Origin of the sequence: Agrococcus sp. SGAir0287 (assembly GCF_005484985.1) — a bacterium.
Lineage (GTDB): Bacteria > Actinomycetota > Actinomycetes > Actinomycetales > Microbacteriaceae > Agrococcus.
This window is the reverse complement of sequence record NZ_CP027942.1, coordinates 659,010-685,672: the sequence shown is the minus strand read 5'-3', so window position 1 is coordinate 685,672 and position 26,663 is coordinate 659,010. Positions and strand designations below refer to the sequence as shown.

The 26,663-nt window shown below is 72.8% G+C and carries 24 protein-coding genes, 1 tRNA gene, 1 other RNA gene and 1 pseudogene; 11 read left to right on the top strand and 16 right to left on the bottom strand.

All coding sequences use genetic code 11. The features are described 5' to 3' along the window. Positions 1–7: 7 nt before the first annotated feature. Both C1N71_RS03165 and C1N71_RS14865 read right to left on the bottom strand, forming a co-directional pair. Positions 8–877, bottom strand: a complete 870-nt coding sequence (locus C1N71_RS03165) for a hypothetical protein (protein ID WP_137755086.1) — start codon at positions 875–877, stop codon at positions 8–10. A gap of 257 nt (positions 878–1,134) precedes the next feature. After that, the gene (locus C1N71_RS14865; RefSeq protein ID WP_175414074.1) at positions 1,135–1,290 is read right to left on the bottom strand and encodes a hypothetical protein; all 156 of its coding nucleotides are present in this window, start codon (positions 1,288–1,290) and stop codon (positions 1,135–1,137) included. Between the two features lie 161 nt (positions 1,291–1,451). On the opposite strand from C1N71_RS14865, the gene C1N71_RS03160 reads away from it, so the two are divergent. Beyond that, complete coding sequence (locus tag C1N71_RS03160) at positions 1,452–2,087, top strand: DUF805 domain-containing protein (protein ID WP_137755085.1); 636 nt, start codon at positions 1,452–1,454, stop codon at positions 2,085–2,087. Between the two features lie 40 nt (positions 2,088–2,127). Here the strand turns inward: C1N71_RS03160 and C1N71_RS03155 are convergent, their stop codons facing one another. Together C1N71_RS03155 and C1N71_RS03150 are read right to left on the bottom strand one after the other, a co-directional pair. Further along, entirely contained in the window at positions 2,128–2,970 is an 843-nt protein-coding gene (locus tag C1N71_RS03155; protein WP_137755084.1) for a pilus assembly protein TadB, read from the bottom strand. Next, positions 2,957–3,943: a TadA family conjugal transfer-associated ATPase gene (locus C1N71_RS03150; RefSeq protein ID WP_137755083.1), complete on the bottom strand. Its 987-nt coding sequence runs from the start codon at positions 3,941–3,943 to the stop codon at positions 2,957–2,959. The genes C1N71_RS03155 and C1N71_RS03150 overlap by 14 nt, the downstream gene beginning before the upstream one ends. Positions 3,944–4,280: 337 nt before the next feature. Here C1N71_RS03150 and acs point away from each other — a divergent pair, with 337 nt between their 5' ends. Continuing rightward, positions 4,281–6,227 carry an acetate--CoA ligase gene (acs, locus tag C1N71_RS03145; RefSeq protein WP_137755082.1) on the top strand — a complete coding sequence of 649 codons (1,947 nt, stop codon included), beginning with the start codon at positions 4,281–4,283 and terminating at the stop codon, positions 6,225–6,227. A gap of 75 nt (positions 6,228–6,302) precedes the next feature. Here acs and C1N71_RS03140 read toward each other — a convergent pair whose 3' ends face one another. Both C1N71_RS03140 and C1N71_RS15240 read right to left on the bottom strand, forming a co-directional pair. Beyond that, the gene (locus C1N71_RS03140) at positions 6,303–6,761 is read right to left on the bottom strand and encodes a RidA family protein (RefSeq protein WP_137755081.1); all 459 of its coding nucleotides are present in this window, start codon (positions 6,759–6,761) and stop codon (positions 6,303–6,305) included. Then, entirely contained in the window at positions 6,758–6,910 is a 153-nt protein-coding gene (locus C1N71_RS15240; RefSeq protein ID WP_254678077.1) for a DUF4177 domain-containing protein, read from the bottom strand. The genes C1N71_RS03140 and C1N71_RS15240 overlap by 4 nt, the downstream gene beginning before the upstream one ends. A gap of 53 nt (positions 6,911–6,963) precedes the next feature. Between C1N71_RS15240 and C1N71_RS03135 the strand changes: the two genes are divergently transcribed. The 3 genes from C1N71_RS03135 (at position 6,964) to C1N71_RS03125 (ending at position 10,597) form a co-directional block, all read left to right on the top strand. Next, positions 6,964–9,537, top strand: coding sequence for a transglycosylase domain-containing protein (locus tag C1N71_RS03135; protein ID WP_137755080.1), 2,574 nt, complete (start codon positions 6,964–6,966; stop codon positions 9,535–9,537). A 55-nt stretch (positions 9,538–9,592) separates the two neighbouring features. Then, entirely contained in the window at positions 9,593–10,489 is an 897-nt protein-coding gene (locus C1N71_RS03130) for a metallophosphoesterase (RefSeq protein ID WP_254678076.1), read from the top strand. 31 nt (positions 10,490–10,520) lie between these two features. Beyond that, positions 10,521–10,597 (top strand) — tRNA-Pro (locus C1N71_RS03125). Between the two features lie 73 nt (positions 10,598–10,670). On the opposite strand, the gene C1N71_RS03120 is transcribed toward C1N71_RS03125, so the two are convergent. The 5 genes from C1N71_RS03120 to C1N71_RS03100 all read right to left on the bottom strand — a co-directional run bounded on the left by C1N71_RS03120 (position 10,671) and on the right by C1N71_RS03100 (position 16,017). Continuing rightward, positions 10,671–11,270 carry a thymidine kinase gene (locus tag C1N71_RS03120; protein ID WP_137755078.1) on the bottom strand — a complete coding sequence of 200 codons (600 nt, stop codon included), beginning with the start codon at positions 11,268–11,270 and terminating at the stop codon, positions 10,671–10,673. An 11-nt stretch (positions 11,271–11,281) separates the two neighbouring features. Beyond that, positions 11,282–11,914 carry a sigma factor-like helix-turn-helix DNA-binding protein gene (locus tag C1N71_RS03115; protein ID WP_137755077.1) on the bottom strand — a complete coding sequence of 211 codons (633 nt, stop codon included), beginning with the start codon at positions 11,912–11,914 and terminating at the stop codon, positions 11,282–11,284. Positions 11,915–12,052: 138 nt separating this feature from the next. Then, positions 12,053–13,573, bottom strand: a complete 1,521-nt coding sequence (locus C1N71_RS03110) for a malate:quinone oxidoreductase (RefSeq protein WP_137755076.1) — start codon at positions 13,571–13,573, stop codon at positions 12,053–12,055. 132 nt (positions 13,574–13,705) lie between these two features. Then, positions 13,706–14,749, bottom strand: coding sequence for an aspartate-semialdehyde dehydrogenase (locus tag C1N71_RS03105; RefSeq protein ID WP_137755075.1), 1,044 nt, complete (start codon positions 14,747–14,749; stop codon positions 13,706–13,708). After that, positions 14,746–16,017: an aspartate kinase gene (locus C1N71_RS03100; protein WP_137755074.1), complete on the bottom strand. Its 1,272-nt coding sequence runs from the start codon at positions 16,015–16,017 to the stop codon at positions 14,746–14,748. The genes C1N71_RS03105 and C1N71_RS03100 overlap by 4 nt, the downstream gene beginning before the upstream one ends. Before the next feature lie 316 nt (positions 16,018–16,333). Between C1N71_RS03100 and C1N71_RS03095 the strand changes: the two genes are divergently transcribed. Continuing rightward, complete coding sequence (locus C1N71_RS03095) at positions 16,334–17,701, top strand: APC family permease (protein ID WP_137757167.1); 1,368 nt, start codon at positions 16,334–16,336, stop codon at positions 17,699–17,701. A 7-nt stretch (positions 17,702–17,708) separates the two neighbouring features. On the opposite strand, the gene recR is transcribed toward C1N71_RS03095, so the two are convergent. Together recR and C1N71_RS03085 are read right to left on the bottom strand one after the other, a co-directional pair. Beyond that, on the bottom strand, positions 17,709–18,308 hold the full coding sequence (gene recR / locus C1N71_RS03090) for a recombination mediator RecR (protein WP_137755073.1): 600 nt from the start codon (positions 18,306–18,308) through the stop codon (positions 17,709–17,711). Further along, positions 18,308–20,596, bottom strand: a complete 2,289-nt coding sequence (locus C1N71_RS03085) for a DNA polymerase III subunit gamma and tau (protein WP_137755072.1) — start codon at positions 20,594–20,596, stop codon at positions 18,308–18,310. Before C1N71_RS03085 ends, recR begins: the two co-directional genes overlap by 1 nt. Before the next feature lie 118 nt (positions 20,597–20,714). On the opposite strand from C1N71_RS03085, the gene C1N71_RS03080 reads away from it, so the two are divergent. The 5 genes and pseudogenes from C1N71_RS03080 to C1N71_RS15230 all read left to right on the top strand — a co-directional run bounded on the left by C1N71_RS03080 (position 20,715) and on the right by C1N71_RS15230 (position 23,127). Further along, a complete protein-coding gene (locus tag C1N71_RS03080) occupies positions 20,715–21,623 on the top strand; it encodes an aldo/keto reductase (RefSeq protein ID WP_137755071.1) in 909 nt (302 codons plus the stop codon). 31 nt (positions 21,624–21,654) lie between these two features. Continuing rightward, an RNA gene (gene ffs, locus C1N71_RS03075) (signal recognition particle sRNA small type) lies at positions 21,655–21,751 on the top strand. A gap of 80 nt (positions 21,752–21,831) precedes the next feature. Continuing rightward, positions 21,832–22,392 carry an isochorismatase family protein gene (locus C1N71_RS03070; RefSeq protein WP_137755070.1) on the top strand — a complete coding sequence of 187 codons (561 nt, stop codon included), beginning with the start codon at positions 21,832–21,834 and terminating at the stop codon, positions 22,390–22,392. Further along, positions 22,323–22,652 (top strand): annotated as a pseudogene (locus C1N71_RS15480) (class I SAM-dependent methyltransferase); the annotation flags it as partial. The gene C1N71_RS03070 and the pseudogene C1N71_RS15480, both read left to right, overlap by 70 nt. A gap of 70 nt (positions 22,653–22,722) precedes the next feature. Then, positions 22,723–23,127: a hypothetical protein gene (locus tag C1N71_RS15230; RefSeq protein ID WP_254678185.1), complete on the top strand. Its 405-nt coding sequence runs from the start codon at positions 22,723–22,725 to the stop codon at positions 23,125–23,127. Between the two features lie 9 nt (positions 23,128–23,136). Here the strand turns inward: C1N71_RS15230 and C1N71_RS14860 are convergent, their stop codons facing one another. The 3 genes from C1N71_RS14860 to pta are packed head-to-tail and all read right to left on the bottom strand — an operon-like array spanning position 23,137 to position 26,603. Continuing rightward, complete coding sequence (locus tag C1N71_RS14860) at positions 23,137–23,310, bottom strand: hypothetical protein (RefSeq protein WP_175414072.1); 174 nt, start codon at positions 23,308–23,310, stop codon at positions 23,137–23,139. 9 nt (positions 23,311–23,319) lie between these two features. Continuing rightward, positions 23,320–24,507 (bottom strand): acetate/propionate family kinase, encoded by a 1,188-nt coding sequence (locus C1N71_RS03060; RefSeq protein WP_137755069.1) that lies wholly within the window; start codon positions 24,505–24,507, stop codon positions 23,320–23,322. Continuing rightward, the gene (pta, locus tag C1N71_RS03055; RefSeq protein ID WP_137755068.1) at positions 24,504–26,603 is read right to left on the bottom strand and encodes a phosphate acetyltransferase; all 2,100 of its coding nucleotides are present in this window, start codon (positions 26,601–26,603) and stop codon (positions 24,504–24,506) included. The genes C1N71_RS03060 and pta overlap by 4 nt, the downstream gene beginning before the upstream one ends. Positions 26,604–26,663 lie beyond the last annotated feature (60 nt).

Below are 26,663 nucleotides of genomic sequence, written 5' to 3'. Positions count from 1 at the left end.
TGCCCCGTCAGGCGGCCTGCGTGACTCCAGCTGGAGTGCTGGGGAGCATGGCGAGGAACGCGTCGAAGTCGTCTTCGTCGGCCTGTGCTGCCTCGGCCGCCTGCTCCCGCTCGTGCTGTCGACGCTGCTCGGCGTCTCGCTGCTGGCGGTGCTTCCGACGGAGATCGGCGATGCCCTTGGCCTCGCGCTTCCGGTACTGCGCGGCTGCCGTCAGGAAGGGCACGCCCGTCTCCCTCGCGAGTGCGGCGATGCGATCCCCCTCAGCCGGACGCGGCGTCTTCGACTGGCGCGCTCGGTCGTGCCCGACGATCTCGTGCAGACACGCACGGGCCCGCTGGACGGTCTTGTACGAGACGGGGCGGCCGGGGAGATCCACAGCCCGGTGCATCTCGGCCGTCGTCTTGCCGAGATGCCAGAGCAGTTCCTGCGGCCAGAACTTGCGCGACTGTGCGCCGCCGCGAGCAGCGCGCTTCCGCTGGCGCTCGCGATGGCGCGGGTCGAACTCGCGGAGCACGAACGCGGCTGCCCGCTCGGGGATCCCAGCGTGCTCGTCGTCGGGCTCGTCGCCGTCCGGCCCGTCCGCGTCGTAGTACGTCAGACCGTAGGCGTGCGAGCGGGGACCGCCGCCGCGGTCGTAGTCGTGCTCGATGCGGAGCGCGCCGGGCGCGAGCATGAGCGATCGAAACGCGGCTGCCAGCGTCGCAGCGTCCGGCCGCTCGACTCCCTCCCCCTCCAGCGCGAGGCCGACGGCGCGGAGCCCGGCGCTGTTGAGCCTGCGGAGGACGGCCAGCGAGTACGCCTCGTGCGTCTCCGCGTCGGAGCCCCACACCGGCCAGAGCGGGCCGTCGGCGGCGTAGTGCGCGAGGGCCGCATGCACGCGCTGCTCCCAGGCTGCGGCGGACTCTGCTGCGGGCCCACTCTCCGGGGGAGAGATAGGTGATGTCCTAGTTGCTCCAGGTGATGTCCTAGTGCTCGCTCCAGGTGATGTCCTAGCAGCGGGCCTAGGTGATGTCCTAGCGCGGGGATGGGTGTCGGTCATGCTCGGGGCTCCTGAGTCGGGCTCGCCCGGGTGCGGCGTGCTCTACCTATTACGATCGACCGCCGGGCGCTCTGATGTGCATTGGCGTGGCACCGCTACGCGCGCGCGAGGCTCTCGGCATGGCGTAGAGCGGCGCTCGCGATTCTGGACTGAGGTATGTCTAGCGTTGCGACAGCCGCCATGGTTGCGATGACGTACTCCGCCGTCGCCGCGCCGTCCTCCTCGTCCACGAGCCCCTTGAGCCTGTCCATGTCTTCCTCTCCCCCGCCCGCCCGGATGCGATGCACGGGCATCCAGGGTCCGGGTCGCCGCCGACCGGGCGGGCGCCGAGTCGCGAGCGTGGGGATGCGACGAGCCTGTGGAGCCGCGCTCGCCGAGGTTCCTCGCAGCGGCGCGCTGCTTGACTTGCGGCATGCACGTGCCCCTCGACCAGCCGCACTACGGCGTCGGCCCCGCCGGCATGGTGCGCTTCCTGCGGAAGTACGCGACGTTCCGCGGCCGTGCGAGCCGCAGCGAGTTCTGGTGGGCGCAGCTCACGCTCGCGATCGCCGGGCTCGTCCTGCTCGCGCCGGGAGTCGTCGCGTTCGTCGTCGTCTTCGGCGATCGCATGGCCTTCTACTCGTCGGATCCGGCGACGACGCCGGCGGCGCCGTTCGGCGCATTCGCCGACGCGCTGTGGGCGGTCGGCCTCATCGGCATCGGGGCGCTCGTCGACCTCGCCTTCCTCGTGCCGACGCTCGCGCTCGCGTGGCGCCGCGCGCAGGACGCGGGGCTGCCGGGCGGCATCGGCCTGCTCATCCAGCTCGGCGGAGGCCTGCTCGCCGGCGTCACGCTCGTCGCCGCCGTCGCGCCGCTCGTGCTCGGGTTCCTCGACTCGTCGGCGAAGGGGGCGCGCTTCGAGCCCTCGCCCTCGCCCGCCCTGCCGCCGGGCGTCGACCCGGCCGCATGGCACGCGGAGCGGCTCGCGGCAGCGTCGTCGGCTGCCGGATGGACGGGCGCGCAGGCACGGTCCGCCCCGCAGCCGGTCGCCTGGCCGACCGTGCGCTAGGCGCGAGCGCCGCGGCCGCTCGCTACCACGGTGCGCGGCCTCAGGCGATCGGCGCGATCGCCTGCTGCAGCATCGTGAGCACGAGCGGCACGATCGCCAGGAGCCCGAAGGCCGGCAGCACGCAGACGCCCAGCGGCACGACGAGCCGCACCGACGCGCGCTCGGCGCGCTCCTGCCCGGCCAGGCGCTCGCGCGTGCGCGCCGCATCGGCCTCCGCCTGCAGCAGCCCCGCCGCGGGCACGCCTGCCGCCTGGGCGATGCGCAGCGTCTCCTCGATCGCGGTGCCGTCGACGCCCGTCACGCCGTGCGCTCGGAGCGCGGCCGCGACGATCCCGCGCGCGCGATCCACCCCGACGCCGCCCGCGAGCGCCACGGCGACGAGCTCGAGCTCGAGCCCGGCCGTCGGCTCGCCGTGGGAGGCCACGCGGACGATGCGCCGCGTCCACGCCCACGCGGTCGCTCCGAGCGCGAGCCCGGTCGCGAGCGCGACGAGCCCGACGGGCGAGCCGAGCAGCGCACCGACCGGATCGAGCCCGAGGAGCATGCCGAAGGCGATGCCGACCAGGGGCAGCACCGCGACGACCTTCGCCGTCGAGCGCGGCGCGGCCAGCGCGACGTCGACGGCCCGCAGCGCGGCAGCACGGTCGCGCAGCGTGCTCGCGAGTCGCGCGAGGACGCCCGCCACGGGCGCGCCGGCCTCGGCGGCGACGTCGAGCGCGGCATCGCACAGGGACCACGCCTCGCCGTGCGCGGGATCGCGACCCGAGCGATCGGCGCCGATGCCGACGTAGCCCCACGCCGCGGCGAGCGGCACGCCGCCGGCAGTCACGGCGGCGACGCGCTGCACGAGCGTCGCGACCGCCTCCAGGTCAGCCGCCCGCATCGACGACCTCCAGCCGGTCGTCGCGCATGCCGAGCCTGCCGAGCGCGGCGACGCGCCTGCCTCTCGCCGTGCGCTCGACGTGCAGCACGGCGTCGAACGCGCTCACCGCCTGGCGTGCGAGGGCTGCCGGACCGAGGCCGGCCAGGGCGCCGAGCGCCTCGAGCCGCGCGGGCACGTCGCCGAGCGCGTTGGCGTGCAGCGTGCCCGCACCGCCGTCATGCCCTGTGTTCAGCGCCGCGAGCAGCTCGCGGATCTCGGCGCCGCGGCACTCGCCCAGCACGAGTCGATCCGGACGCATCCGCAGGGCCTCGCGCACGAGCCGTGCGAGATCCACGGCGCCCGCGCCCTCGAGGTTCGCCTGCCGCGTCTGCAGCGCGACGACGTGGTTGTGGCGGATGCGGAGCTCGGCGACGTCCTCGATGGTCACGATGCGCTCGTGCGCCGGCGCGGCCGAGAGCATCGCGGCGAGCAGCGTCGTCTTGCCCGAGCCTCCGGCACCGGTGACGAGCACGTTGGCGCGGGCCGCGACGAGCGCGTCGACGCGCTCCCTGGCGACGAGCGCGAACGCGTCCGACGCCTCGAGCGCGTCGAGGTCGAGGCGCTCGGCGCGCGGCAGTCGGATGGAGAGCTGCGTGCCGTCGACGGCGACCGGCGGCAGCGCCACGTGCACGCGGATGCCGTCGTGCAGCCGCACGTCCACGCACGGGGACGCCTCGTCGACGTGCCGCCCGCCCGCCTCGACGAGCCGGACGGCGAGCTCGCGCACGCGAGGCTCGCCCAACCGCACCCCGGTCGGCTCCGCACCCGCGCCGCGATCCGCCCAGACCCGCCCCGCCGTGACGAAGACGTCGGTGACCGCCGCATCGCCGACGAGCGCCGCGAGCTCGCCGAACTCGTGCATCGGCGCGCCGTCGACCCCGAGCCGGGCGGCGCCCGCGGCGCGCTGCCCTGCCACGAAGGGGATGCCGGCCATGCGACGAGGCTGCCTGCGGCGCCGACCCGACGGACGCGGTCCTGCGAGCGCTGTGGAGACGGCGGGGCTGTGGAGCGCGCCTCGACCGCGACGGGGCCGGACATGGAAGGCGGCGCCCATTGGGGGGAACGGGCGCCGCCGCAGGTGCACGGATCGGGGGAATCCGACGCAGGCCTGCCATGTCGACACGGGATCGACACCCCGGAGCATACTCCCGCGCCCTCCCGCAGCCCATCGGCGGCGGCCGCGCACGATGGGCCCCGGCCCGCCGCGACCGGGCCGACCTCGGTTCGCATAGGGTCGGGATGTCACGTCCGCATGCAAGGGAGCACTCGACATGACCGACCACCTCACGCACCTCGACGACGCGGCGCAGCGCACGTTCCCGCCCAGCGACGCGTTCCGCGCCCAAGCCGTCGCCGACGAGCGACTGCACGAGGAGGCGACCGAGGATCGGCTGGCGTTCTGGGCGGCGAGGGCGCGCGAGCTGCACTGGCACCGCGACTTCACCGAGGTGCTCGACTGGCAGCCTCCGCACGCGCGCTGGTTCGCCGACGGGCAGCTGAACGTGGCCTACAACTGCCTCGACCGGCACGTCGAGGCGGGGCTCGGCGACCGCGTGGCGCTGCACTGGGAGGGCGAGCCCGGCGACCGCCGTACCATCACCTACGCCGAGCTGACTGCCGAGGTCCAGCGGCTCGCGAACGTGCTGCTCGCGCACGGGGTGGGCGACGGCGACCGCGTCGCGATCTACCTGCCGATGCTGCCGGAGGCCGTCGCCGCGATGCTCGCGTGCGCACGCATCGGCGCCATCCACTCCGTCGTCTTCGGCGGCTTCAGCGCCTCCAACCTGCGCATGCGCATCGACGACGCGAAGGCGACGTTCGTCATCACGGCCGACGGCACGTGGCGCAAGGGCAAGGTCTTCCCGCTGAAGCCCGTCGTCGACGACGCGCTGCGCGAGCCCGGCCACGACGTGACCGGCGTGCTCGTCGTGCGTCGCGGCGAGAACGAGGTCGAGTGGGTCGAGGGCCGCGACCGCTGGTACCACGAGGCGATGGCGGAGGTGGACGCCGACCACGAGGCGCAGGGCTTCGACGCCGAGCACCCGCTCTTCATCCTCTACACCTCGGGCTCCACCGGGAAGCCGAAGGGCATCCTCCACACCTCCGGCGGCTACCTGACGCAGGCCTCCTTCACCCACCGCGTCGTCTTCGACCTGCACCCCGAGACCGACGTGTACTGGTGCACGGCCGACGTCGGCTGGATCACCGGCCACTCGTACGTCGTCTACGGCCCGCTCGCGAACGGCGCGACGCAGGTGCTCTACGAGGGCACGATGGACACGCCCGGACCCGAGCGACCCTGGCAGCTCATCGAGCGCTACGGCGTCACCATCTTCTACACGGCGCCGACGGCCATCCGCACGTTCATGAAGCTCGGCCGGCAGCACGTGCAGTCGTCGGACCTGTCGAGCCTGCGCGTGCTCGGCACCGTGGGCGAGCCCATCAACCCCGAGGCGTGGATGTGGTACCGCGAGGTGGTCGGCTCGGGCACGACGCCGATCGTCGACACGTGGTGGCAGACGGAGACGGGCGCGATGATGATCGCACCCCTGCCGGGCGTCACCGCGCTGAAGCCCGGCAGCGCGCAGGTGCCGCTGCCCGGCATCGCCATCGACGTCGTCGACGAGTCGGGTGCGCCGGTCGAGGACGGCTCGGGCGGCCTCCTCGTCGTGACCGAGCCGTGGCCGTCGATGCTCCGCACGATCTGGGGCGACGACGAGCGCTACCGCGAGACGTACTGGGAGAAGTTCGGCGACCGCTACTTCGCCGGCGACGGCGCGCGAAAGGACGAGGACGGCGACATCTGGCTGCTCGGCCGCGTCGACGACGTCATGAACGTGTCCGGACACCGGCTCTCGACCGCCGAGATCGAGTCGTCGCTCGTCGCACACGAGTCGACGGCCGAGGCCGCGGTCGTCGGCGCATCCGACGAGACGACGGGCCAGGCGGTCGTCGCCTTCGTCATCCTCAAGGCGCGGTTCGCGGATGCGCAGTCGGTCGAGGAGTCGGAGGCGGCGCTGCGCGAGCACGTCGCGAACGACATCGGCAAGATCGCCAGGCCGCGTCAGGTGTTCATCGTGCCGGACCTGCCGAAGACGCGCTCGGGCAAGATCATGCGGCGCCTGCTGCGCGACCTCGCCGAGGGACGCGACCTCGGCGACACGACGACGCTCGCCGACCAGGGGGTCGTCGAGGCGATCCGCTCGCAGCTCCGCTGACGCAACACAACTGATCTGAGGTTCTCGGCCCTTTCTGACATCAGAAAGGGCCGAAAACCTCAGATCGAACTGCGGCTAGGCGAACTCGGCGATGAGCTCGACCTCGACGGGCGCGCCGAGGGGCAGCTCCGCGACGCCGACGGCCGAGCGCGCGTGCACGCCGGCGTCGCCCAGCAGCTCGCCGAGCAGCTCGGAGGCGCCGTTCACGACGCCCGGCTGCCCCGTGAAGCCGGGGGCGCTCGCCACGAAGCCCGTGACCTTGACGATGCGCGTGACGCGGTCGAGCGAGCCGATCTGCGCCTCGACCGCCGCGAGGGCGTTGAGGATGCACGTCGCGGCGTAGCCCTTCGCATCCTCGGGCGAGACCTCGGCGCCGACCTTGCCGATCGCGGGCAGCGCGCCGTCGACGAACGGCAGCTGCCCCGACGTGAAGACGTGGTGGCCGGAGACGACGGCGGGCACGTAGGCCGCGACGGGCGGCGCGACGGCGGGGAGGGAGAGGCCCAGCTGCGCGAGCCGGTCGGCGACGCTCACGCCTTCGGCCGCTTCAGGAAGGCGACCATGCCGCCCTCGGCGCCCGTCGCGATGTGCACGAGCTCCCAGCCGTCGGCGCCCCAGTTGTTGAGGATCGCCGTCTCCTTGTGGATGAGGAGCGGGGTCGTCGCGTACTCCCAGGTCGTCATGGGGCCTCCTCGCCTCGCGGGCGCTCATAGGGTGGTGCCGTACCCTCGCTAGCATGCCAGCCCGCTCGACCGCCAAGCATGCGCCCGGGTCCCTGCTCGGGAGCCTCCTCGGCCTCATCGGCTTCTCCGTCGTCGCCGGCCTCCTCGTGAGCGCCACGGTGACGCCCGCCGTGGCCGTCGCATCCAGCACCGCGAACAGCGGGCTCGACATCTTCGAGAACCTGCCGGAGTTCGCGCAGATCGAGGAGCAGTCCGAGGTCTCGACGATCTACGGCACCCTCGATGGCAACCCCGTGCCCATCGCCGAGTTCTACAGCCAGAACCGCGAGATCGTCACGCTCGCGCAGGCCGGCCAGTGGGCGCCGCTCGCCGCGATCGCCGGCGAGGACCGTCGCTTCTACGACCATGGCGGCGTCGACGCGCCCTCGATCGTGCGCGCCGCGCTCGGTCAGGTCACGGGCGGCTCCGGCGGCGCCTCGAGCCTCACGATGCAGCTCGTGCGCCAGCAGATCGTCGAGGTCGCGTGCCAGATCGTGGATCCCGAGACGGACGAGCGGTTCGACCCCGAGCTGTGCGCCGACCAGACCACCGACTCGTACGGCCGCAAGCTGCAGGAGATGCGCTTCGCCATCGGCCTCGAGCAGCGGTACACGAAGAACGAGATCCTCGCGGCGTACCTCAACATCGCGAACTTCGGCAACGCGACGTACGGCATCCAGGCCGCCGCGCAGCGGTACTTCGGCCTCGATGCGTGGCAGCTGAGCATCGCCCAGGCCGCGTCGATCATGACGATCGTGCAGAACCCGTCGACGCTCAACCTCTTCTCGCCCGACAACTACGAGCGCAACGAGGTGCGACGGAACTACATCATCGACGCGATGCTCGACGTCGGCTACATCACCCAGGAGCAGCACGACGAGGCCGTCGCCACGCCCGTCGACGACGCGTTCGTCAACATCCAGCCCGCCGCGTCGGGCTGCATCGCCTCCTACTACGGCTCGACCGGCTTCTTCTGCGACTACGTGCAGGAGCTCCTGAAGCAGCCGCAGAGCGACGGCACGTACATCCTCGGCGACGACGTCGAGTCGGCCACGCGCGCCCTCAACCTCGGCGGCCTGCAGATCTACACGTCGATCGACGTGGGGCTCAACGAGGAGGTCCAGGCGAACCTCGACACCTACGCGCCCAACACCGAGACGAGGCTCGAGCTCGGCGCCGCGGTGACGATGCTCGAGGTCGGCACCGGCCGCGTGCTCGCGATGGCGCAGAACAAGGACTACGCGAACGTCGACGACGCCCCGTACACGGCCACGGGCATCAACTACAACGTCGACAACCGGTACGGCGGCGGCGGCGGCTTCCAGCCGGGATCCGGCTACAAGATCTTCACGCTCGCCGCGTGGATCGAGGCCGGGTACTCGGTGAACACGTCGCTCGACACCTCGCGCCACCCCCGCACCGTGCAGACGTGCGACGGCGCCGTCGAGCGCAACTACGACCCGCAGAACAACGAGGGCTTCTCCTCGCCGCGGCAGGACGTCACCGGCATCTTCGTCAACTCGATGAACACGGGCGTCGCCGAGATGGGCACCCGCGTCCCCGTCTGCGCCGTCCACGACGTCGCGACGCGGATGGGCACGACGCCCGCCAACCAGGACGCGTACACCGACAACTACGCGTCGTGGTTCATCGGAACGGCGGGCAACGTGACGCCGATGTCGATGGCGGAGGCCTTCCAGACCATCGCGAACGGCGGCGTGCACTGCGAGCCGCGTGCGATCGACCGCATCGTCGCGCGCGACGGATCGGAGATCGCCGTGCCCGCGCAGGACTGCGAGCAGGCCATCACCCCCGAGGTCGCCTCGGTCATGCAGTTCGTGCTGCAGGAGGTCACGAACCGCAACCCCGCGAACAACCCGCCGGGCAACGCCCCCGTGATCTCCAAGACCGGCACGAGCGACAACGTCGTGCAGACGTGGACGAACGGCGCCTCGTCCTCGGTGGCGACGAGCGTCTGGGTCGGCAACATCCGCGGCAACGTCGGCCTGCTCGACGCCGCCGGCGGCAGTCGCGCGCTGTGGAACATCCGATCGCAGGTCTTCACGAGCTCGATGGCCGACGCGCTCGCCCGCTACCCCGGCGGCGCCTTCCTGCAGCCCGATCCCGAGACGCTGCAGGGCAACGCCATCGCGCTGCCGAACGTCGCGGGCCAGACGCCCGACGAGGCACGCGCCACGCTCGAGGGCGCCGGCTTCTCGGTCGTGGTCGGCGCCACCGTGCCGGGCGCGCAGGAGGCGGGCCGCGTCGAGTACACCTCCCCCGGCGCCGGCTCGCTCGTGCTGCCCGAGGCGTCGGTCACGCTGCTCGTCAGCGACGGCTCGCAGTACGCGCCACCGGAGTCGGCGATCCCCGACCTCGAGGGGCAGTCGCTCGGGGACGCGAGATCCACGATGAGCGCCGCGGGCTTCGACCCCGCCAACCTGCAGATCACGTGGGCGCAGGCGCCGGGTGGCCAGCGCTGCGAGGTGCTCGACCAGAACCCCGACCCCGGCACGAACGGTCCGCCGTCGTCGCCGGTGTCGATCGTCGTCGGCTCCGACCGCGCCGGCCAGGATCCTGGCTGCTGAGTCGGGCGGGCGCGCCCTCGGCATCGCCGCGGGCGCGCTCGTCGGCGCCGGCGTGGTGACGGCGGCGTACGCGACCCTCGTCGAGCGCACGGCGTTCCGCGTGCGGCACGAGACCGTGCGCGTGCTGCCGCCCGGCAGCGCGCCGATCCGCGTGCTGCACCTGTCCGATCAGCACCTCGCGCCCTGGCAGCGCGGCAAGGTCGAGTGGCTGCGCTCGCTCGCGTCGCTCGAGCCCGACCTCGTCGTCTCGACCGGAGATGCGCTCGGCCATCGCGACGCGATCCCGGCGCTCGCGCGGTCGCTCGAGCCGCTGCGGGGCATCCCGGGCGTCTTCGTGCACGGCTCGAACGACCTGTACGGGCCCGTGATGAAGAACCCGACGCGCTACCTGCTCGGCCCGTCGTCCAAGCGGCTCGCACCCCGCGAGCCCGACCTCGACACGGCGGCGCTCGAGGCCGTCTACGCCGACCTCGGCTGGCTCGACCTCGACAACCACGCGCGGGCGCTCGAGATCGCCGGCACGCGGCTCGAGCTGTTCGGCACGCACGACGCCCATCACGGCTGGGATCGCCTCGGCGACATGCGCGACGAGCTCGCCGCGCTGCGCGAGCGCGCCGACTGGTCGCCGACGACGCGCGGACCCGTCGCCATCGGCGTCACCCACGCACCGTACCGCCGCATCCTCGACGCCCTCGTCGCGGGCGGGGCGGAGGTCCTCTTCGCCGGCCATACGCACGGCGGGCAGGTGCGCATCCCGGGCGGGCACGCGCTCGTCGCGAACTGCGACATCCCCCTCGAGCAGGCGTCGGGGCTGTCGACGTGGGAGCACGCGGGCGCCACGGCGGCCCTCGAGGTCTCGCAGGGTATCGGCACCTCGATCTACGCGCCGTTCCGGCTCGGCACGCCGCCGGAGGCCGTGCTCGTGTCGCTGGAGGCGCGCGCGATCGGCTAGCATGGACAGGTTGCCGCACACGCGGCAGCACCGGGGTGTGGCGCAGCTTGGTAGCGCGCGTCGTTCGGGACGACGAGGCCGCAGGTTCAAATCCTGTCACCCCGACCACGACGAGAGCCCCCTCCTTCATGGAGGGGGCTCTCGTGGTCCAGGCGCCCGTCGGGTCGCGTTCCGCCGCGGCTCAGGCCAGCACGCCGCCCGACTCCCGCAGGTAGCAGGAGGCGCACAGCGACTCGTACGCGACCGCCTCGCCGTCGATGGCGACCTGGTCGCCCTCGAAGACGAAGCGCTGCCCGACGCGACGGCCGTTGAAGAGCGCCTTGCGCCCGCAGCGGCAGATCGTCTTCAACTCCTCCAGCGAGTGCGCGATCTCCATGAGCCGCGCCGAGCCCGGGAAGGCGTGCGTGCGGAAGTCGGTGCGGATGCCGTAGGCGAGCACGGGCACGTCGTGCAGCACGGCGATGCGCAGCAGGTCGTCGACCTGCTCGGGCTGCAGGAACTGCGCCTCGTCCACGAGCAGGCACGCGACGTGGTCGCCGCCGGGATCGCCGCCTGCGGCGTGCACGAAGGCCGCGAGCATGGCGTCGTCCGGCGCGACGCAGAAGTCGGCCTCGCGCGTCACGCCGAGCCGCGACACGATCGCGCCGTCGCCCTTCGTGTCGGTCGACGGCTTCGCCAGCAGCACGCGCTGCCCGCGCTCCTCGTAGTTGAACGCCGCCTGCAGCAGCGCGGTGGACTTGCCCGAGTTCATCGCCCCGTAGCGGAAGTAGAGCTTGGCCACGAGGAACCAGGCTAGAGGATGCCGTCCTCCGTCGCGCGCACGATGAGGTCCGCACGCTTGCCCGCCGCACGGTCCACGGCGGCGTACTTCTGGCGCACGCGGCGCAGGAACGTCTTGGCCGTCTCGTACTTGACGTTCATCGCCGTCGCGACCTGCTGCGTCGAGTAGCCCTGCACGTAGTACGTGAGCGCCTGGCGCTCGCCGGGGCTGAGGCGCGGGCGCTCGAGCGGCACGGAGCGACGCACGGTCGGCAGCTGTCGCTGGCTGGCGCGCCGGATGGCCTGCACGATCTCGAGCATCGGCGTCTTGCGGGGCAGCGCCTCCGCAGCGCCCGCCTGCAGCGCCTGGTGGTGGTCGACGGATCGGTCATCGGCGACGATGACGACCTGCGACCCGGCTGCGACGCACGCCTTGATGCGCGACGCGATGGTGGTCGACTCGTGCCGCAGCTCGCCGATGAGCGTGACGTCCGGCGGGAACGACGGGTCCATGGCGAAGTCGCGGAAGGTCGACGCGCACACGACGACGTCGAGATCCGGCGCGTTGCGCTCCAGCCAGACGCGGAGCGACTCGAGCAGGATCGCGAAGTCGTCGATGATGCCGAGGGTGATCCGCCCCCGGGTCCGCACTGCATCCGCGCCCATGCCTGGATCGTACCCCAGGGAACTGAGCAAGCGTCAGAAACTAGGAGGAATGCAGCGCAGGACGCGCGAACGAGCCCATTCTCGCTCGCTTCGCGCAACGATCGCGCGCGCCGATGGACGCCTCACGCGTCTCGTGCGTCAGGCCGAGGCGGCCTCGACGGCCGTCACGGCCTCGGCAGCGCCGTTCGCGCCGCGATCCAGCCGCAGCACGCGCGTCGTGCGCGCGATGCTCGCGCGTGCGGCCTCGCGGTCGTCGTTGAGACGCGTGCCGAACGACGGGACGAGCCGCTCGACCTCGCCGCGCCATGCGGGGAAGCGGTCGGGGAAGCAGCGCTCGAGGATCGTCAGCATGATCGGCGCCGCGGTCGACGCCCCCGGCGACGCGCCGAGCAGTCCCGCGATCGTGCCGTCCGCGCCCGTGACGATCTCGGTGCCGAACTGCAGCACGCCACCCTTCTCGGGGTCCTTCTTCATGACCTGCACGCGCTGCCCCGCCTTCACGAGGTGCCAGTCGGCCGACCGCGCGTTCGGCATGAACTCGCGCAGCGTCTCCATCTGCTTCGCCTTCGTCGACAGCACCTCGCCGAAGAGGTACTTGACGAGGCCGAGGTTCGCCAGGCCCGCGCGCACCATCGGGTAGAGGTTGTGCGGACGGATCGTCGAGAAGAGGTCGAGATTCGAGCCCGTCTTCAGGTACTTGGGGCTGAAGCCGGCGTAGGGGCCGAAGAGGAGGCTCGTCGAGCCGTCGACGACGCGCGTGTCGAGGTGCGGCACCGACATCGGCGGGGCGCCGACGCTCGCCTTGCCGTAGACCTTCGCGTCGTGCCGATCGACGATCGACGGGTCGTCGCAGCGCAGCCACTCGCCCGTGATCGGGAAGCCGCCGTAGCCGTGCGCCTCCGGGATCCCCGACTTCTGCAGCAGCCGCAGGGCGCCGCCGCCGGCGCCGACGAACACGAAGCGCGCGCGGATGCTCGAGGGGGTCCTGCCGACCTCGTCGCGCAGGCGGATCGTCCAGATGCCGTCCTTGCCGCGCTTCAGGCCCGCGACCTTCTTCCCGGTGCGGATGCGCGCGCCGCCGCGCTCCATGCCCTCGAAGAGCGCGCGCGAGAGGGCGCCGAAGTCGACGTCGGTGCCGGACGTGATGCGGGTGGCGGCGATCGGCTGGTCCTTGCGGCGCCCGGGGATGAGCAACGGCGCCCACGAGCGGATCGTCGCGGCGTCGGTCGAGAACTCCATGCCCTCGAACAGCGGCTCGTCCTTGAGCGCCTCGTAGCGGCGGCGGAGGTAGTCGACGTTCGCCTCACCCCACACGAAGCTCATGTGCGGCGTCGGCGAGATGAAGGCGGTCGGGTCGGGCAGCACGCCGTCCTCGACGAACGACGCCCACAGCTGCCGCGACACCTGGAACTGCTCGTTGATCTCGATGGCCTTCGCCGGCGAGATGGTGCCGTCGGCGCCCTCGGGCGTGTAGTTGAGCTCGCACAGGGCCGCGTGACCCGTGCCGGCGTTGTTCCACGGGTTCGAGGACTCCTCCGCGACGCGCGAGAGTCGCTCGTAGACCTCGATGCTCCACTCGGGCTCGAGCCTCTGGAGGAGAGCGCCGAGCGTGGCGCTCATGATCCCACCGCCGATCAGGGCCACGTCGATCGTCTTCATCGACGTCCATGCTACCGGCGCGGCGCGGCGCGGCGACCACGCGAGCGTGCGAGGAACCGCGATTCTTCCGCGCCGTCGCCGGCGCGCGACGGGGCGGGACCCACCGGTCCCCGCCCCGTCGCGACGGCCTCGTCAGGCGGCGATGCGCGCCGCGAGCAGCTCGGCGATCTGCAGCGCGTTGAGCGCCGCGCCCTTGCGGAGGTTGTCGCTCGAGAGGAACAGCACGAGGCCGCGCCCCTCCGGCGCCGACTGATCGGCGCGGATGCGGCCGACGATCGTGGGGTCGGTGCCCGCCGCATCCTGCGGCGTCGGCACGTCGGCGAGGACGACGCCCGGTGCGTCCGCCAGCAGCTCGCGGGCGCGCTCGGGGCTGATCGGTCGGTCGAACTCGGCGTGGATCGACAGCGAGTGGCCGGTGAAGACCGGCACGCGCACGCAGGTGCCGGCGACGAGCAGGTCGGGGATCTCGAGGATCTTGCGGCTCTCGTTGCGGAGCTTCTTCTCCTCGTCGGTCTCGCCCTCGCCGTCGTCGACGATCGATCCCGCGAGCGGCAGGACGTTCATCGCGATCGGGGCGACGTACTTGACCGGCTCGGGCAGGTCGAGCGCGTGACCGTCGTGCGTCAGGCGCTCGGGATGCTGCGCGACCGCCGCCTGCAGCTGGCCCAGCAGCTCCTCCACGCCAGCGAGGCCCGTGCCGGAGACGGCCTGGTAGGTCGCGACGACGAGGCGGGCGAGCCCCGCCTCCGCGTGCAGCGGACGCAGCACGGGCATCGCGGCCATCGTCGTGCAGTTCGGATTCGCGACGATGCCCTTGGGGATCGTGTCGAGCGCGTGGGCGTTGACCTCGGAGACCACGAGCGGCACGTCCGGATCCATGCGCCACGCCGAGGAGTTGTCGACGACCGTGACGCCCGCGGCTGCGAAGCGCTCCGCCTGCGCACGCGACGTCGTCGCGCCCGCCGAGAAGATCGCGACGTCGAGGCCCGTCGGATCCGCCGTCGCCGCATCCTCGACCGTGATCCGCTCGCCGCCCACCACGAGCTGCGAGCCGGCGGAGCGCGAGGATGCGAACAGTCGCAGCTCGTCGACCGCGAGCCCGCGCTGCTCGATGAGCTCGATGACCTTGCCACCGACCTGGCCCGTGGCGCCGACGATGCCGAGCCGCAGGCTCATCGTCCGGTCCCCGCGTGCACGACGGCGTCCTCGTCGGCGTCGAGCCCGAAGGCCGAGTGCACGACGCGCACCGCGTCGTGGAGCTGGGCTGCGCTCGTCACGACCGAGATGCGGATCTCGCTCGTCGAGATGAGCTCGAGGTTGATGCCCGCGTCGGAGAGGGCCCGGAAGAGCTTCGCCGAGACGCCGACGTTCGTGCGCATGCCGGCGCCGACGAGCGCGAGCTTGCCGATCTGGTCGTCGTGCAGCACCTGCTCGAAGCCGACCTCGTCCTTCGCGGACTCGAGGGCCGCGATCGCGCGTGCTGCATCCGCCTTCGGCAGCGTGAACGTGATGTCCGTGCGACCGGTGGCGGCGGCCGAGACGTTCTGCACGATCATGTCGACGTTGGCCTCGGCCTCGGCGACGATCGTGAAGATCCGCGCCGCCGTGCCGGGCACGTCGGGCACGCCGACGATCGTGATCTTGGCCTCGCCGAGGTCGCTCGCGACGCCGACGATCTGGGCCTCTTCCATCGTCCCCTCCTTCTCGGGGTCGTAGACGATCGTGCCCTCCTGGTTCGTGAACGAGGAGCGCACGTGCAGGGTGACGCCGTGACGGCGCGCGTACTCGACGCTGCGGATGTGCAGCACCTTCGCGCCTGCCGACGCGAGCTCGAGCATCTCCTCGCTCGTGATGCGATCGACCTTGCGGGCGCGCGGCACGATGCGGGGGTCGGTGGTGAAGACGCCGTCGACGTCCGTGTAGATCTCGCAGACGTCCGCGCCGAGCGCAGCGGCGAGGGCGACGGCGCTCGTGTCGGAGCCGCCGCGGCCGAGGGTCGTGATGTCGCCCGTCACCTTGTTGAAGCCGGCGAAGCCCTGCACGATGACGATCTTGCCCTCGTCGAGCGCGTCGCGGACGCGGCCGGGCGTGACGGCGACGATGCGCGCGGAGCCGTGCGTCGCATCCGTGAGCATGCCGGCCTGGCTGCCGGTGAACGACAGCGCCTCGCCACCCATCGACGTGATCGCCATCGCGAGCAGCGCCATCGAGATGCGCTCGCCGGCCGTCAGCAGCATGTCGAGCTCGCGCCCGTGCTCCGGCAGCCCGGGCACGACCTCGTGGGCGAGGTCGAGCAGCTCGTCGGTCGTGTCGCCCATCGCCGAGACGACCACGACGACGTCGACGCCGCGCCTGCGGGTCTCGACGATGCGCTTCGCGACGCGCTTGATGCTCTCGGCGTCGGCGACGCTCGAGCCGCCGTACTTCTGCACGATGAGGCTCACGAGGACTCCTGGAGGGGTTGGGCGAGCATTCAGTCTACGGTCGCGGGCATGCGCGACCGGGCCGCATGACGCCGGGGTCCGGCGTCACCCGCACGCCGTCTTCCCGTCGCGTCGAGCGCGTCGGGCATCCCGAGCACGGCGTACGGTCGATCCACGCAGCCACCTGGGATGCCTCGACCGTCCCGAGAACGGATGCCGCGCCCCACCGCAGACGAGGAGCCCGCTCGTGACCACCGCATCCCCCGCCTCTGCAGGGCAGGCGACGCTCGCCCGCTCGCTCGGGCTCATCGCGATCGTCGGCCTGGGGCTCGGCTACATGACCCCCACCGTCGTCTTCGACACCTTCGGGCTCGTCGCCGACGGCACCGCGAACGTCGTGCCGGCCGCGTACGCCGTCGCCCTCGTCGTCATGGTCTTCACCGCGATCAGCTACGGGAAGATGGTCGGCGCGATCCCCAGCGCCGGATCGGCCTACACGTACGCGCGCGAGTCGATCCATCCGAACGTCGGCTTCGTCGTGGGGTGGACGGCGCTCATCGACTACATGCTGCTGCCGATGGTGAACGCGCTCATCCTGCGCAGCTACCTCGAGGCGCTGTTCCCGGCCGTGCCCGGCTGGATCTGGGTCGTCGCGTTCACGGCGCTCGTGACCGGCATCATCGCCCTCACGATGCGCGGCACGTCGAACGTCAACATGATCCTGCTCGTCTTCTCGATCGCCGTCATGACGGTCTTCGTCGTCATGGTCGTCGTCCAGCTCGCCGGTGGCGCCGGAGCGGGCACCGTCGTCTCGATCGCCCCCTTCGCGCACGACGGCGTCGCCTTCTCCGCCGTCCTCGCAGGCGCCACGATCGTCTGCTTCTCGTTCATCGGCTTCGACGCCGTGACGATGTACGCGGAGGAGGCGCGGAGCCCGAGGATCATGCCGCGGGCGATCGTGCTCACGGTCGTCGCGGGCGGCGCGATCTTCCTCGTCGCGTCCTACGTCACGCAGCTGCGATTCCCCGACTCGTCGGTCTTCCCGCAGGCCGCGATCGAGGACTCGACCCTGCCCGAGATCGGGGTGCAGGTCGGCGGCCCGGTGCTGCAGGCGGTGCTGACGGCGGCCGGCTTCGCCGCGACGCTCGCGTCGTGGCTCGCGTCGCACGCGTCCGTCTCGCGCATGCTCCTCGTCATGGGCCGGAACGCCGTGCTGCCGCGCCGACTCTTCGGCTTCGTCCACCCGCGCACGCGCACGCCGCTCTTCGCCGTCGTGCTGACGGGCCTCGTGAGCCTGCTCGCCATCGCCTTCACGCTCGAGCAGATCGCCGCGTACATCAACTACGGCGCGCTCGTCGCGTTCACGTTCGTGAACATCTCCGTCATCGCGTGGTTCGCGATCCGGAAGGGTCTGCGGCGCACGCCGCGCGACGTCGTCCGATACATCGTCATGCCGGCGATCGGCATGCTACTCACCGGGCTCCTGTGGGTGAACCTCGACGGCCACGCCCTCGTCGGCGGGCTCATCTGGACCGGGATCGGCGTCGTCTACCTCGCGATCATCACCCGCGGCTTCCGCCGCCGCGCGGCGTCGTTCGACGAGGGGCAGGACGTCACGGGCTTCGTCGACACCGTGCCCGGACCCCGCACGGTGCACCTCGACGACGGCACGCCGGGACGCGCCGCGCGCGACCGCGACGACTGATCGCGCGTCAGGTCGTGACCTGGCGGCGACCCTCGAAGGCCCGCCCGAGCGTCATCTCGTCCGCGAACTCGAGGTCGCCGCCCACGGGCAGGCCGCTCGCGAGGCGCGAGACGGTGATGCCCATCGGTGCGAGCGTGCGGATGAGGTAGGTCGCGGTCGCCTCGCCCTCGACGTTGGGGTCGGTGGCTATGATGACCTCCTGCACCGTGCCGTCCTGCAGGCGTCGCAGCAGCTGCGCGATGCGCAGCTGGTCGGGGCCGACGCCCTGCATCGGGTTCAGCGCGCCGCCGAGCACGTGGTACAGCCCACGGAACTCGCGGGTGCGCTCGATCGCCACGACGTCCTTCGGCTCCTCGACGACGCAGATCGTCGTCGGCACGCGGCGCGGGTCGCGGCAGATGGCGCAGCGCTCCTGCTCGCCGACGTTGCCGCAGATCTCGCAGAACCGCACGCGATCGCGCACCTCGGCGAGCACGCGCGACAGGCGCGACACGTCGAACGACTCGGTCTGGATGATGTGGAAGGCGATGCGCTGCGCCGACTTCGGCCCCACGCCCGGCAGCCTGCCCAGCTCGTCGATGAGCTCCTGCACGATGCCGTCGTACATCAGCGCACCTCCTCGCGGCCGTCGAGCACGATCTCCTCGAGGAACTCGGCGCCGAGCTCCTCGCGCACGACCGCCTCGCCGTAGCGGGCGTCGTCCATCGCCGCGCGGCGCCGATCCGTGGGCGTCGGGGCGGATGCGGGCGCGGAGCCCTCGGCCGTGGCGTGCGCGGCCGTCGTGGACGCGGCCGCCGGGGGCGCCGCGCCCATCGCAGCAGCCGTCGCCTCCACCGCCGCAGCGGCGGCCTCGTGGTCGACGACCTGCTCCTCGGGACCCCAGGGGTCGTCGGGCGCCTCGCCGTCCGGGACGCCGTCGGACGACGGCGTCGGTGCCGCCGGCGGCGCCGCGGTCGGGATGGGCGGCGCGGAGGTGGGCGCCTGGCGGATGGGCTGCGCGGGCTCCTCCGTCTCGGGCTGCGCGCTCGGGATCGGCGCGACGGCCCAGCCCGTCGCGACGCTCGCGGCGGCCCGCGGCGCCGTCGACGTCGGCCGCTGGCGCGCGACCGGCGAGGTCGCGGCGTCCGCCTGCTGCGCCGGAGCGGGCGCGGACGCGGGTGTTGACGCGACGGGCGCCGCGGACGCAGGCTCCGCATCGCCGTCGGTCGACGGCTGCGGCGCGCGGGCACGAGGACGCGCGCCCTCGGGCGCGCCGATGAGCGTGCGCAGGTACTTCACGGTGAAGCCGAGGACGTGCTCGATCGAGGCGCGCAGATGCTCCGCGGGGCTCGTCGCGCCGCCGGGCTTCGCCGGGAACGCCTCGAAGTCGCCCTGATTGCGGAATCCGAGCGTGAGGACCTCGTCCTGCAGCGAGACGATCTCGGTCTGCGAGACGAGGAGCCAGGCGGGTCGGCTGCGCTCGCCCAGGTGGGTGAGCACCTCGTCCCACGCGTCGCGCAGCTGCTCCACGGTCACGGCGCCGACGGCCGCTGCCGGTGCGGGCTGCGAGGGCGACGCATCGGGCGACGCCGCGACGGACGCCGCCGGAGCCGACGGCGCCGCGGCGACGGGCGCCGCGGGCTGCGTCGGCGCGGCGACGGGCTGCGCGGACGCCGCGACCTGCGAGGCGGGAGCCGCGCCGGCCTGCGCGGCCGCGGGCTGCGCGGGCGCGGCGGCCGCCTCGCTCGTGCCGCCTGCGACGCCGATGCGGCGCTCGAGGCGCTCGACCCGCGCGAGGGTGCCGAGCTCCTGGTCGCCTGCCGCGGGCACGAGCAGGCGGGCCGCCATGAGCTCGAGATGCACCTTGGGGCTCGTGGCGCCCGTCATGTCCGTGAGCGCCTTCGCGACGACGTCGGCGGCGCGCGAGAGCTCGACCGGTCCGAACGCGCGCACCTGGCGCAGCATGGCGTCGAGGTCCTCCTGCGGCACGCCGTGCAGCAGGGCGGCGGGATCGTGCGCCGCGCGCACCACGATGAGGTCGCGCAGCCGCTCGAGCAGATCCTCGACGAAGCGGCGCGGATCCTGCCCCGACTGGATGACCGCGTCGACGGCCGCGAACATCGCCGAGGCATCGCGAGCGCCGAGCGCGTCGACGGCGTCGTCGAGCAGGGCGGCGTGCGTGAAGCCGAGCAGCGCCACCGCCTGCTCGTAGGCGACGGTGGGCGTGTCCGAGCCGGCGATGAGCTGGTCGAGGATCGAGAGGGTGTCGCGGGCGGAGCCGCCGCCGGCGCGGATGACGAGCGGCAGCACGCCCGCCTCCGTCTGCACGCCCTCGCGCTGCGTGAGCTGCGAGACGTACTCGAGCATCGGCGCGGGCGGGATGAGGCGGAAGGGGTAGTGGTGCGTGCGCGAGCGGATGGTGCCGATGACCTTGTCGGGCTCCGTCGTCGCGAAGATGAACTTCACGTGGGGCGGCGGCTCCTCGACGATCTTCAGCAGCGCGTTGAAGCCCTGCGAGGTCACCATGTGCGCCTCGTCGAGGATGAAGATCTTGAAGCGGTCGCGCGCGGGCGCGAACGCGGCGCGCTCGCGCAGGTCGCGGGCGTCGTCGACGCCGTTGTGGCTCGCGGCGTCGATCTCGACGACGTCGAGCGACCCGCCGCCGTCGCGGCTGAGCTCGAGGCAGGAGTCGCACGTGCCGCAGGGCTCCGGCGTGGGGCCCGACGCGCAGTTGAGGCATCGGGCGAGGATCCGCGCGCTCGTCGTCTTGCCGCAGCCGCGCGGCCCGGAGAAGAGGTAGGCGTGCCCGACGCGGTCGCCGCGGATCGCGGCGCTGAGCGGATCGGTGACGTGCGCCTGCCCGATGAGCTCGGCGAACGTCTCCGGTCGATACCGGCGATAGAGGGCAGCGACCATGCACGCCAGGCTACCGGCGGCCACCCACGTGCGCGCACGCGCCTGCGGAGGCCCGCGCCCGGTTCCCCCCGGCGGACGCGTCGGGAATCCTGCAGCCCGTGACGCGTTGGACGCAGGCATGACCGCTCTCGACCACGGCCCCCTCATCCTCGGCGGCAACGCCTTCGGCTGGACGAGCGATCGCGACGAGTCCTTCGCGGTGCTCGACGCGTTCCTCGCGGCCGGCGGCACGTCGATCGACACGGCCGACGTCTACTCCGCGTGGGTCGACGGGCACGTCGGCGGCGAGTCCGAGACGATCCTCGGCGAGTGGATGGCGTCGCGCGGCGTGCGCGACCGCGTCGTCGTCGCGACGAAGGTCTTCTCGCACCCCGAGCGCCCGGGCCTGGCCGCCGCGAACGTGCGCGCCGCGGTCGACGACTCGCTGCGACGGCTGCAGACCGACCGCATCGACCTCTACTACGCGCACCGCGACGACCCCGAGGTGCCGCAGGAGGAGGTCGCGGCGGTCTTCGACGAGCTCGTGCGCGCCGGCAAGGTGCGCGAGGTCGGGGCGTCGAACTTCGAGCCGGCCCGTCTGCGCTCGCTCGTCGAGGTCGCCGAGTCCGCCGGGCTCGCGCGCCCGACGACGAGCCAGGACCGCTACAACCTCGTGTCCCGCGAGATCGAGGGCGAGCTCCTGCCGACGCTCGACGAGCTGGGCATCGTCGAGGCGCCCTACGTCTCCCTGGCGTCGGGCTTCCTCACGGGCAAGTACCGCCCGGGCGTGGAGGTCGACTCGCAGCGCGCGGGCATGGCCGGTCGCTACCTCGAGGATCCCGCGAACGTCGCGCTGCTCGACGTGCTCGACGACGTCGCCGCAGCGCACGGCACGACGGTCGCGGCCGTGTCGCTCGCCTGGCTGCGCCAGCAGCCCCTCGTCGCGGCGCCCCTCGCGAGCGCCCGCACCCCCCAGCAGCTCTCGGAGCTCCTCGCATCGGCCGACGTCGAGCTGACCGACGACGAGCTCGCGCGGCTCGCGGCGTAGCAGCGGGCGGCCGCGAGCCGGTATCGTGGTGGCCGGCTCCCCGCGTGGCGCCATCCAGGCCAACTCCCCCAGGGCGGAGACGCAGCAAGGGTAACCGGGCTCTGGCGGGTGCGCGGGGAGTCTTCGCATGTCGCGGCGCGGACGGCGCTTCCACACCGCGCTCGCCGGGCGTACCGTCGTCGCCAGGACGCCACGAAGGAGGCCGCCGATGTCGACGATCCCTGGACGCACCGGTCGGGCGCTGCTCGTGATCGACGTGCAGGAGGGCGTCTTCGCCACCGTGCACGATCGTGACGCCGTCGTCACGAGGATCGCCGGGCTCGTCGATCGCGCTCGCGCCGAGGGCACGCCGGTCGTCTGGATCCAGCAGGAGGACGAGGGCGACCTGCGGCACGGCAGCGACGGCTGGCGCATCGCCGCGCCCCTCGCGCCTGCCGACGGGGAAGCGGTCGTCGCGAAGACGTACGGCGATGCGTTCGACGCGACGAGCCTCGAGTCGGTGCTCGCCGACCTGGATGCGAGCGAGGTCGTCGTGTGCGGCGGGCAGACGGATGCCTGCGTGCGCTCGACCCTGCACGGCGCCTTCGTACGCGGCTACGACGTGACGCTCGTCGGCGACGCTCACACGACGGAGGACCTGCGCGAGTGGGACGCGAGCGTGCCGGGCCCCGCGGAGGTCATCGCGCACACGAACCTGTCGTGGCGCTACGAGGACGGCGCCGGCCGCGTAGCGCGCGTCGTCGACGCGGAGGAGGTCGTGCTCTCGTGACGAGCGCTGACGCGATCTTCGCCGAGCCGCGGCTCGCGGCCGTCTCCGACCCGCTCGATCCCGACCGCAGCGACCTCGACGCGTACGAGCGGCTCGTCGTCGACGAGCTGGGGGCGACGACGGCGCTCGACGTGGGATGCGGCACGGGCGAGCTCGCGATCCGGCTCGCACGACGCGGCGTGCGGGTGGTCGGCGTCGACCCGGCGGGCGCATCGGTCGACGTGGCACGGGGCAAGCCGGGAGCCGACGCCGTGACCTGGATCGTCGGCACCGCGGTGGACGCGCCCGCGATGCAGGTCGACGCCGCGACGATGACGGCGAACGTCGCAGGTGCTCCTCCACGACGACGCGTGGATCGCGACGCTCGCAGCGATCCGCGAACGGCTGCGCGACGGCGGGGTGCTCGCGTTCGAGACGCGCCGTCCGCATGTGCGCGCCTGGGAGGGGTGGACGCGCGAGGCGACCTTCCAGGTCGTCGACGTGCCCGGCGTCGGCGAGGTCGAGGACTGGGTCGAGGTCACGCGCGTCGACGGCGAGCTCGTGACCTTCGAGTCCCCGACGGTCTTCCGCGCGGACGGCGCGAGGTACGAGTCCACGAGCACGCTGCGCTTCCGCCCGCTCTCGGCCATCGTGCGCTCGCTCGAGGACACGGCATTCGCGGTGCGCGAGGTGCGCGACGCGCCCGATCGGCCGGGGCGCGAGTGGGTCGTCGTCGCCGAGGCGCTGCCGCGCTGAGGCGGCCGCCTACTCGGGGCGCCTGCGCGTGAGCATCCGCAGCACGAGGAAGACGACGACCGCGACGCCCGCGACGAGCGCGAGGCGGAAGCCGAACGCGAGCACGCGCAGCGCCACGTCGACGAGCACCCAGGCGATCACCACCGCGAGGACGACGCCGACGACGGTCCAGACGGTGCGCATGCCTTCAGGCTAGACGCCGACGACGCTCGCGGACTGCCTGGCGATCTCGAGCTCCTCGTCCGTCGGCACGATCCACACCGCGACGCGCGAGTCGTCGGTCGAGATGCGCCGCTCGCGCGGCCCCGCGGCGTTGCGCTCGGGATCGATGCGGACCCCGAGCTCCTCGAGCCCCGCGAGCGCAGCGGCGCGCACCTGGGCGACGTTCTCGCCGACGCCCGCCGTGAACGCGATGGCGTCCGCACCGCCGAGCACGGCCAGGTAGGCGCCGACGGTCGAGCGGAGCCGATGCGCGAGCACCTCGAGCGCCTCGACCGCGTGGTCGACGCCCGCCTCCGCCGCGCGCTGCACGTCGCGCATGTCGCCGGAGCCCGTGAGCCCGAGCAGGCCGGACCGCGTGTTGAGCAGGGCATCGAGCTCGTGGACGCCGAGGCCCGCGACGCGGTGCAGGTGCACGAGCACGCCGGGATCGACGTCGCCGGAGCGCGTGCCCATCACGAGGCCGGCGAGCGGCGTCATGCCCATCGACGTCTCGACCGAGCGACCTGAGTCGACGGCGCACGCAGAGGCCCCGTTGCCCAGGTGCAGGACGATCGTTCGCGTGTCCTCGAGCGGGCGGCCGAGCAACTGCGCCGTGCGGCGCGAGACGTACTGATGGCTCGTGCCATGGAAGCCGTACTTGCGCACGCGGTGCTCGTCGGCGACCGACCGGTCGATCGCGTAGCGCCAGGCGGCGCGCGGCAGCGTGCGATGGAAGGCCGTGTCGAACACGGCGACGTGCGGCAGCGACCCGAACGCGACGCGCGCCGCGCGGATGCCGAGGAGGTTCGCGGGGTTGTGGAGGGGCGCGAGCGGCGCGAGGTCGGCGATCTGCCCCTCGACGCGATCGTCGACGACGACGGGGCCGTCGAAGCGCGCCCCGCCCTGCACGACGCGGTGCCCGACCGCGACGATGCCCGCGTCGTCGAGCGCAGGACCGTGCTCGGCGAACGCCGCCAGCACCCAGCGGAACGCCTGCTCGTGGTCGCCCACATGCAGCTCGGCGTCGTGCCGCGCATCCTCCACGACGTGGCGGGCGCTCGAGCGCGCCTCGCCGATCCGCTCCACGAGCCCCGAGGCGAGCGCGGATCCCGACTCGAGGTCGACGAGCTGGTACTTGAGGCTCGAGGAGCCGGCGTTGACGACGAAGACGCTGCTCATGCGCCCGCCTGCGACGCCTGGCCCTGCGCCTGGATCGCCGTGATCGCGACCGTGTTGACGATGTCCTGCACGAGCGCCCCTCTCGAGAGGTCGTTGACCGGCTTGTTCAGGCCCTGGAGCACAGGACCGATCGCGAGCGCGCCCGCCGAGCGCTGCACCGCCTTGTACGTGTTGTTGCCCGTGTTGAGGTCGGGGAAGACGAACACGGTCGCGCGCCCGGCGACGTCGCTGCCCGGCATCTTCTTCGCGGCGACGACGGGGTCGGCCGCCGCGTCGTACTGGATGGGGCCCTCGACGAGCAGCTCGGGCGCGCGCTCGCGCACGAGCGCGGTCGCCGCGCGCACCTTGTCGACCTCCGCGCCGGATCCCGACTCCCCCGTCGAGTAGGACAGCATCGCGACGCGCGGCTCGATGCCGAAGTCGCGGGCGGTCTGCGCCGACGAGATCGCGATGTCGGCGAGCTCGGCGTCGGTGGGCTCGGGGACGACGGCGCAGTCGCCGTAGACGAGCACGCGGTCGGCGAGCGCCATGAGGAAGACGGAGGAGACCACGGAGACGCCCGGCTTCGTCTTCACCACCTCGAAGGACGGGCGGATGGTGTGGGCAGTCGTGTGCGCGGCGCCCGACACCATGCCGTCGGCGTCGCCGAGGTGCACCATCATCGTGCCGAAGTACGACACGTCGGTCACGCGCTCCCAGGCGTCCTCGAACGTCACGCCCTTGTGCGCGCGTGCCGCCGCGTACGCCTCCGCGTAGCGCGTCCTGAGCGCATGGTCGGTCGTCGCGACGACGCGCGCGTCGGCGAGGTCGAGGCCGAGCTCCGATGCGCGAGCGCGCACCGCCTGCTCGTCGCCGAGGATCGTGAGCCGGGCGACGCCGCGCTGCAGGATCGTGGAGGCCGCCTGCAGGATGCGGTCGTCATCGCCCTCGGGCAGCACGATGTGCCGCACGTCGGCGCGGGCGCGCTCGATGAGCCCCTGCTCGAACATGAGCGGCGTCACGACCGTCGAGCGCTGCAGCTCGAGCAGGTCGAGCAGCGCGTCGACCTCGACGTGGCTCTCGAACAGCGCGAGCGCCGTGTCCCGCTTGCGCTGCGTGCCCGTCGAGATGGCGCCGCGCGTGCCCGCGATGCGCCTGGCCGTCTCGTACGTGCCGTGCGGCGACCGGGCGATGGGCATCGTGAGGTCGAGACCGTCGATGAGCCGCTGCACCGAGGGCGCGAGGTCGAAGCCGCCGTTCAGGATGATGCCCGCGACGGTGGGGAACGCCTCCGACCGCTGCGCGAGCAGGGTCGCGACCACGACGTCGGAGCGGTCGCCGGGCACGACGACGATGCCGCCGTCGATGAGCCGGTCGAGCACGTGCTCCATCGACATGCCGGCGACGACGGTGCCGAGCGACTCGCGCTGCGCGAGCGCGGCATCGCCGCCGACGAGCGCCGCGTCGGTCGCGTCGAAGAGCTGCTGCACGGTCGGTGCGCCGAGGATGGGGTCCTCCGGGATGGCCCACACCGGCACCTCGATGCCGGCGGCGCGCGCCACGGCCTCGACGTCGGCGGCCGCGACGTCGCTGCGGTTCACGACGAGCGCCGCGAGCCGCGCGTGGCCGGCGCGCAGCTCCGGCAGCGTGAGCTCGCCGAGCTGACCGAGCGCCTCGACCGAGCGCGGCTGCCCGGTCTCGGGATCGCGGCCGCCCAAGACGAGCACGACGGGCGCGCCGAGGTTGGCGGCGACGCGCGCGTTGAAGCCGAGCTCGGTGGGGCTGCCCACGTCGGTGTAGTCGGAGCCGACGATCACGATGGCGTCGAAGCGGTCCTCAAGCAGGTGGAAGCGCGACACGATCGTCGCGAGCGCCGCCTCCGGGTCGTCGTGCACCGCCTCGTAGGTCGTGCCGATCGCGTCCTCGTACGGGAGGTGCACGGCGTCGTGGGCGAGGAGCAGCTCGAGCACGGCGTCCCGCTCGGTCGTGGAGCGCGACACCGGTCGGTAGACGCCGACGCGCCCGACCCGGCGCGAGAGCGCGTCGACGAGCCCGAGCGCCACGATGGACTTGCCCGCGTGCCCCTCGGGAGAGGCGATCATCATCCGTGAGGTCACGGATCCAGCCTAGGGACGGGCCCGCCCTGCATCGACGGGTTGCGGCCTCCGCCGGACGCC

Coding starts and splice junctions, on each gene's coding strand:
- C1N71_RS03080 (WP_137755071.1), top strand. CDS start 20,715: ATGACCGCTCTCGACCACGGCCCCCTCATCCTCGGCGGCAACGCCTTC.
- C1N71_RS03085 (WP_137755072.1), bottom strand. CDS start 20,596: ATGGTCGCTGCCCTCTATCGCCGGTATCGACCGGAGACGTTCGCCGAG.
- C1N71_RS03115 (WP_137755077.1), bottom strand. CDS start 11,914: ATGGGCGCGGATGCAGTGCGGACCCGGGGGCGGATCACCCTCGGCATC.
- C1N71_RS03135 (WP_137755080.1), top strand. CDS start 6,964: ATGCCAGCCCGCTCGACCGCCAAGCATGCGCCCGGGTCCCTGCTCGGG.
- C1N71_RS03095 (WP_137757167.1), top strand. CDS start 16,334: ATGACCCCCACCGTCGTCTTCGACACCTTCGGGCTCGTCGCCGACGGC.
- C1N71_RS14865 (WP_175414074.1), bottom strand. CDS start 1,290: ATGGACAGGCTCAAGGGGCTCGTGGACGAGGAGGACGGCGCGGCGACG.
- C1N71_RS03060 (WP_137755069.1), bottom strand. CDS start 24,507: ATGAGCAGCGTCTTCGTCGTCAACGCCGGCTCCTCGAGCCTCAAGTAC.
- C1N71_RS03160 (WP_137755085.1), top strand. CDS start 1,452: ATGCACGTGCCCCTCGACCAGCCGCACTACGGCGTCGGCCCCGCCGGC.
- C1N71_RS03155 (WP_137755084.1), bottom strand. CDS start 2,970: ATGCGGGCGGCTGACCTGGAGGCGGTCGCGACGCTCGTGCAGCGCGTC.
- C1N71_RS14860 (WP_175414072.1), bottom strand. CDS start 23,310: ATGCGCACCGTCTGGACCGTCGTCGGCGTCGTCCTCGCGGTGGTGATC.
- C1N71_RS15240 (WP_254678077.1), bottom strand. CDS start 6,910: ATGACGACCTGGGAGTACGCGACGACCCCGCTCCTCATCCACAAGGAG.
- C1N71_RS03110 (WP_137755076.1), bottom strand. CDS start 13,573: ATGAAGACGATCGACGTGGCCCTGATCGGCGGTGGGATCATGAGCGCC.
- acs (WP_137755082.1), top strand. CDS start 4,281: ATGACCGACCACCTCACGCACCTCGACGACGCGGCGCAGCGCACGTTC.
- C1N71_RS03150 (WP_137755083.1), bottom strand. CDS start 3,943: ATGGCCGGCATCCCCTTCGTGGCAGGGCAGCGCGCCGCGGGCGCCGCC.
- C1N71_RS03105 (WP_137755075.1), bottom strand. CDS start 14,749: ATGAGCCTGCGGCTCGGCATCGTCGGCGCCACGGGCCAGGTCGGTGGC.
- C1N71_RS03070 (WP_137755070.1), top strand. CDS start 21,832: ATGTCGACGATCCCTGGACGCACCGGTCGGGCGCTGCTCGTGATCGAC.
- recR (WP_137755073.1), bottom strand. CDS start 18,308: ATGTACGACGGCATCGTGCAGGAGCTCATCGACGAGCTGGGCAGGCTG.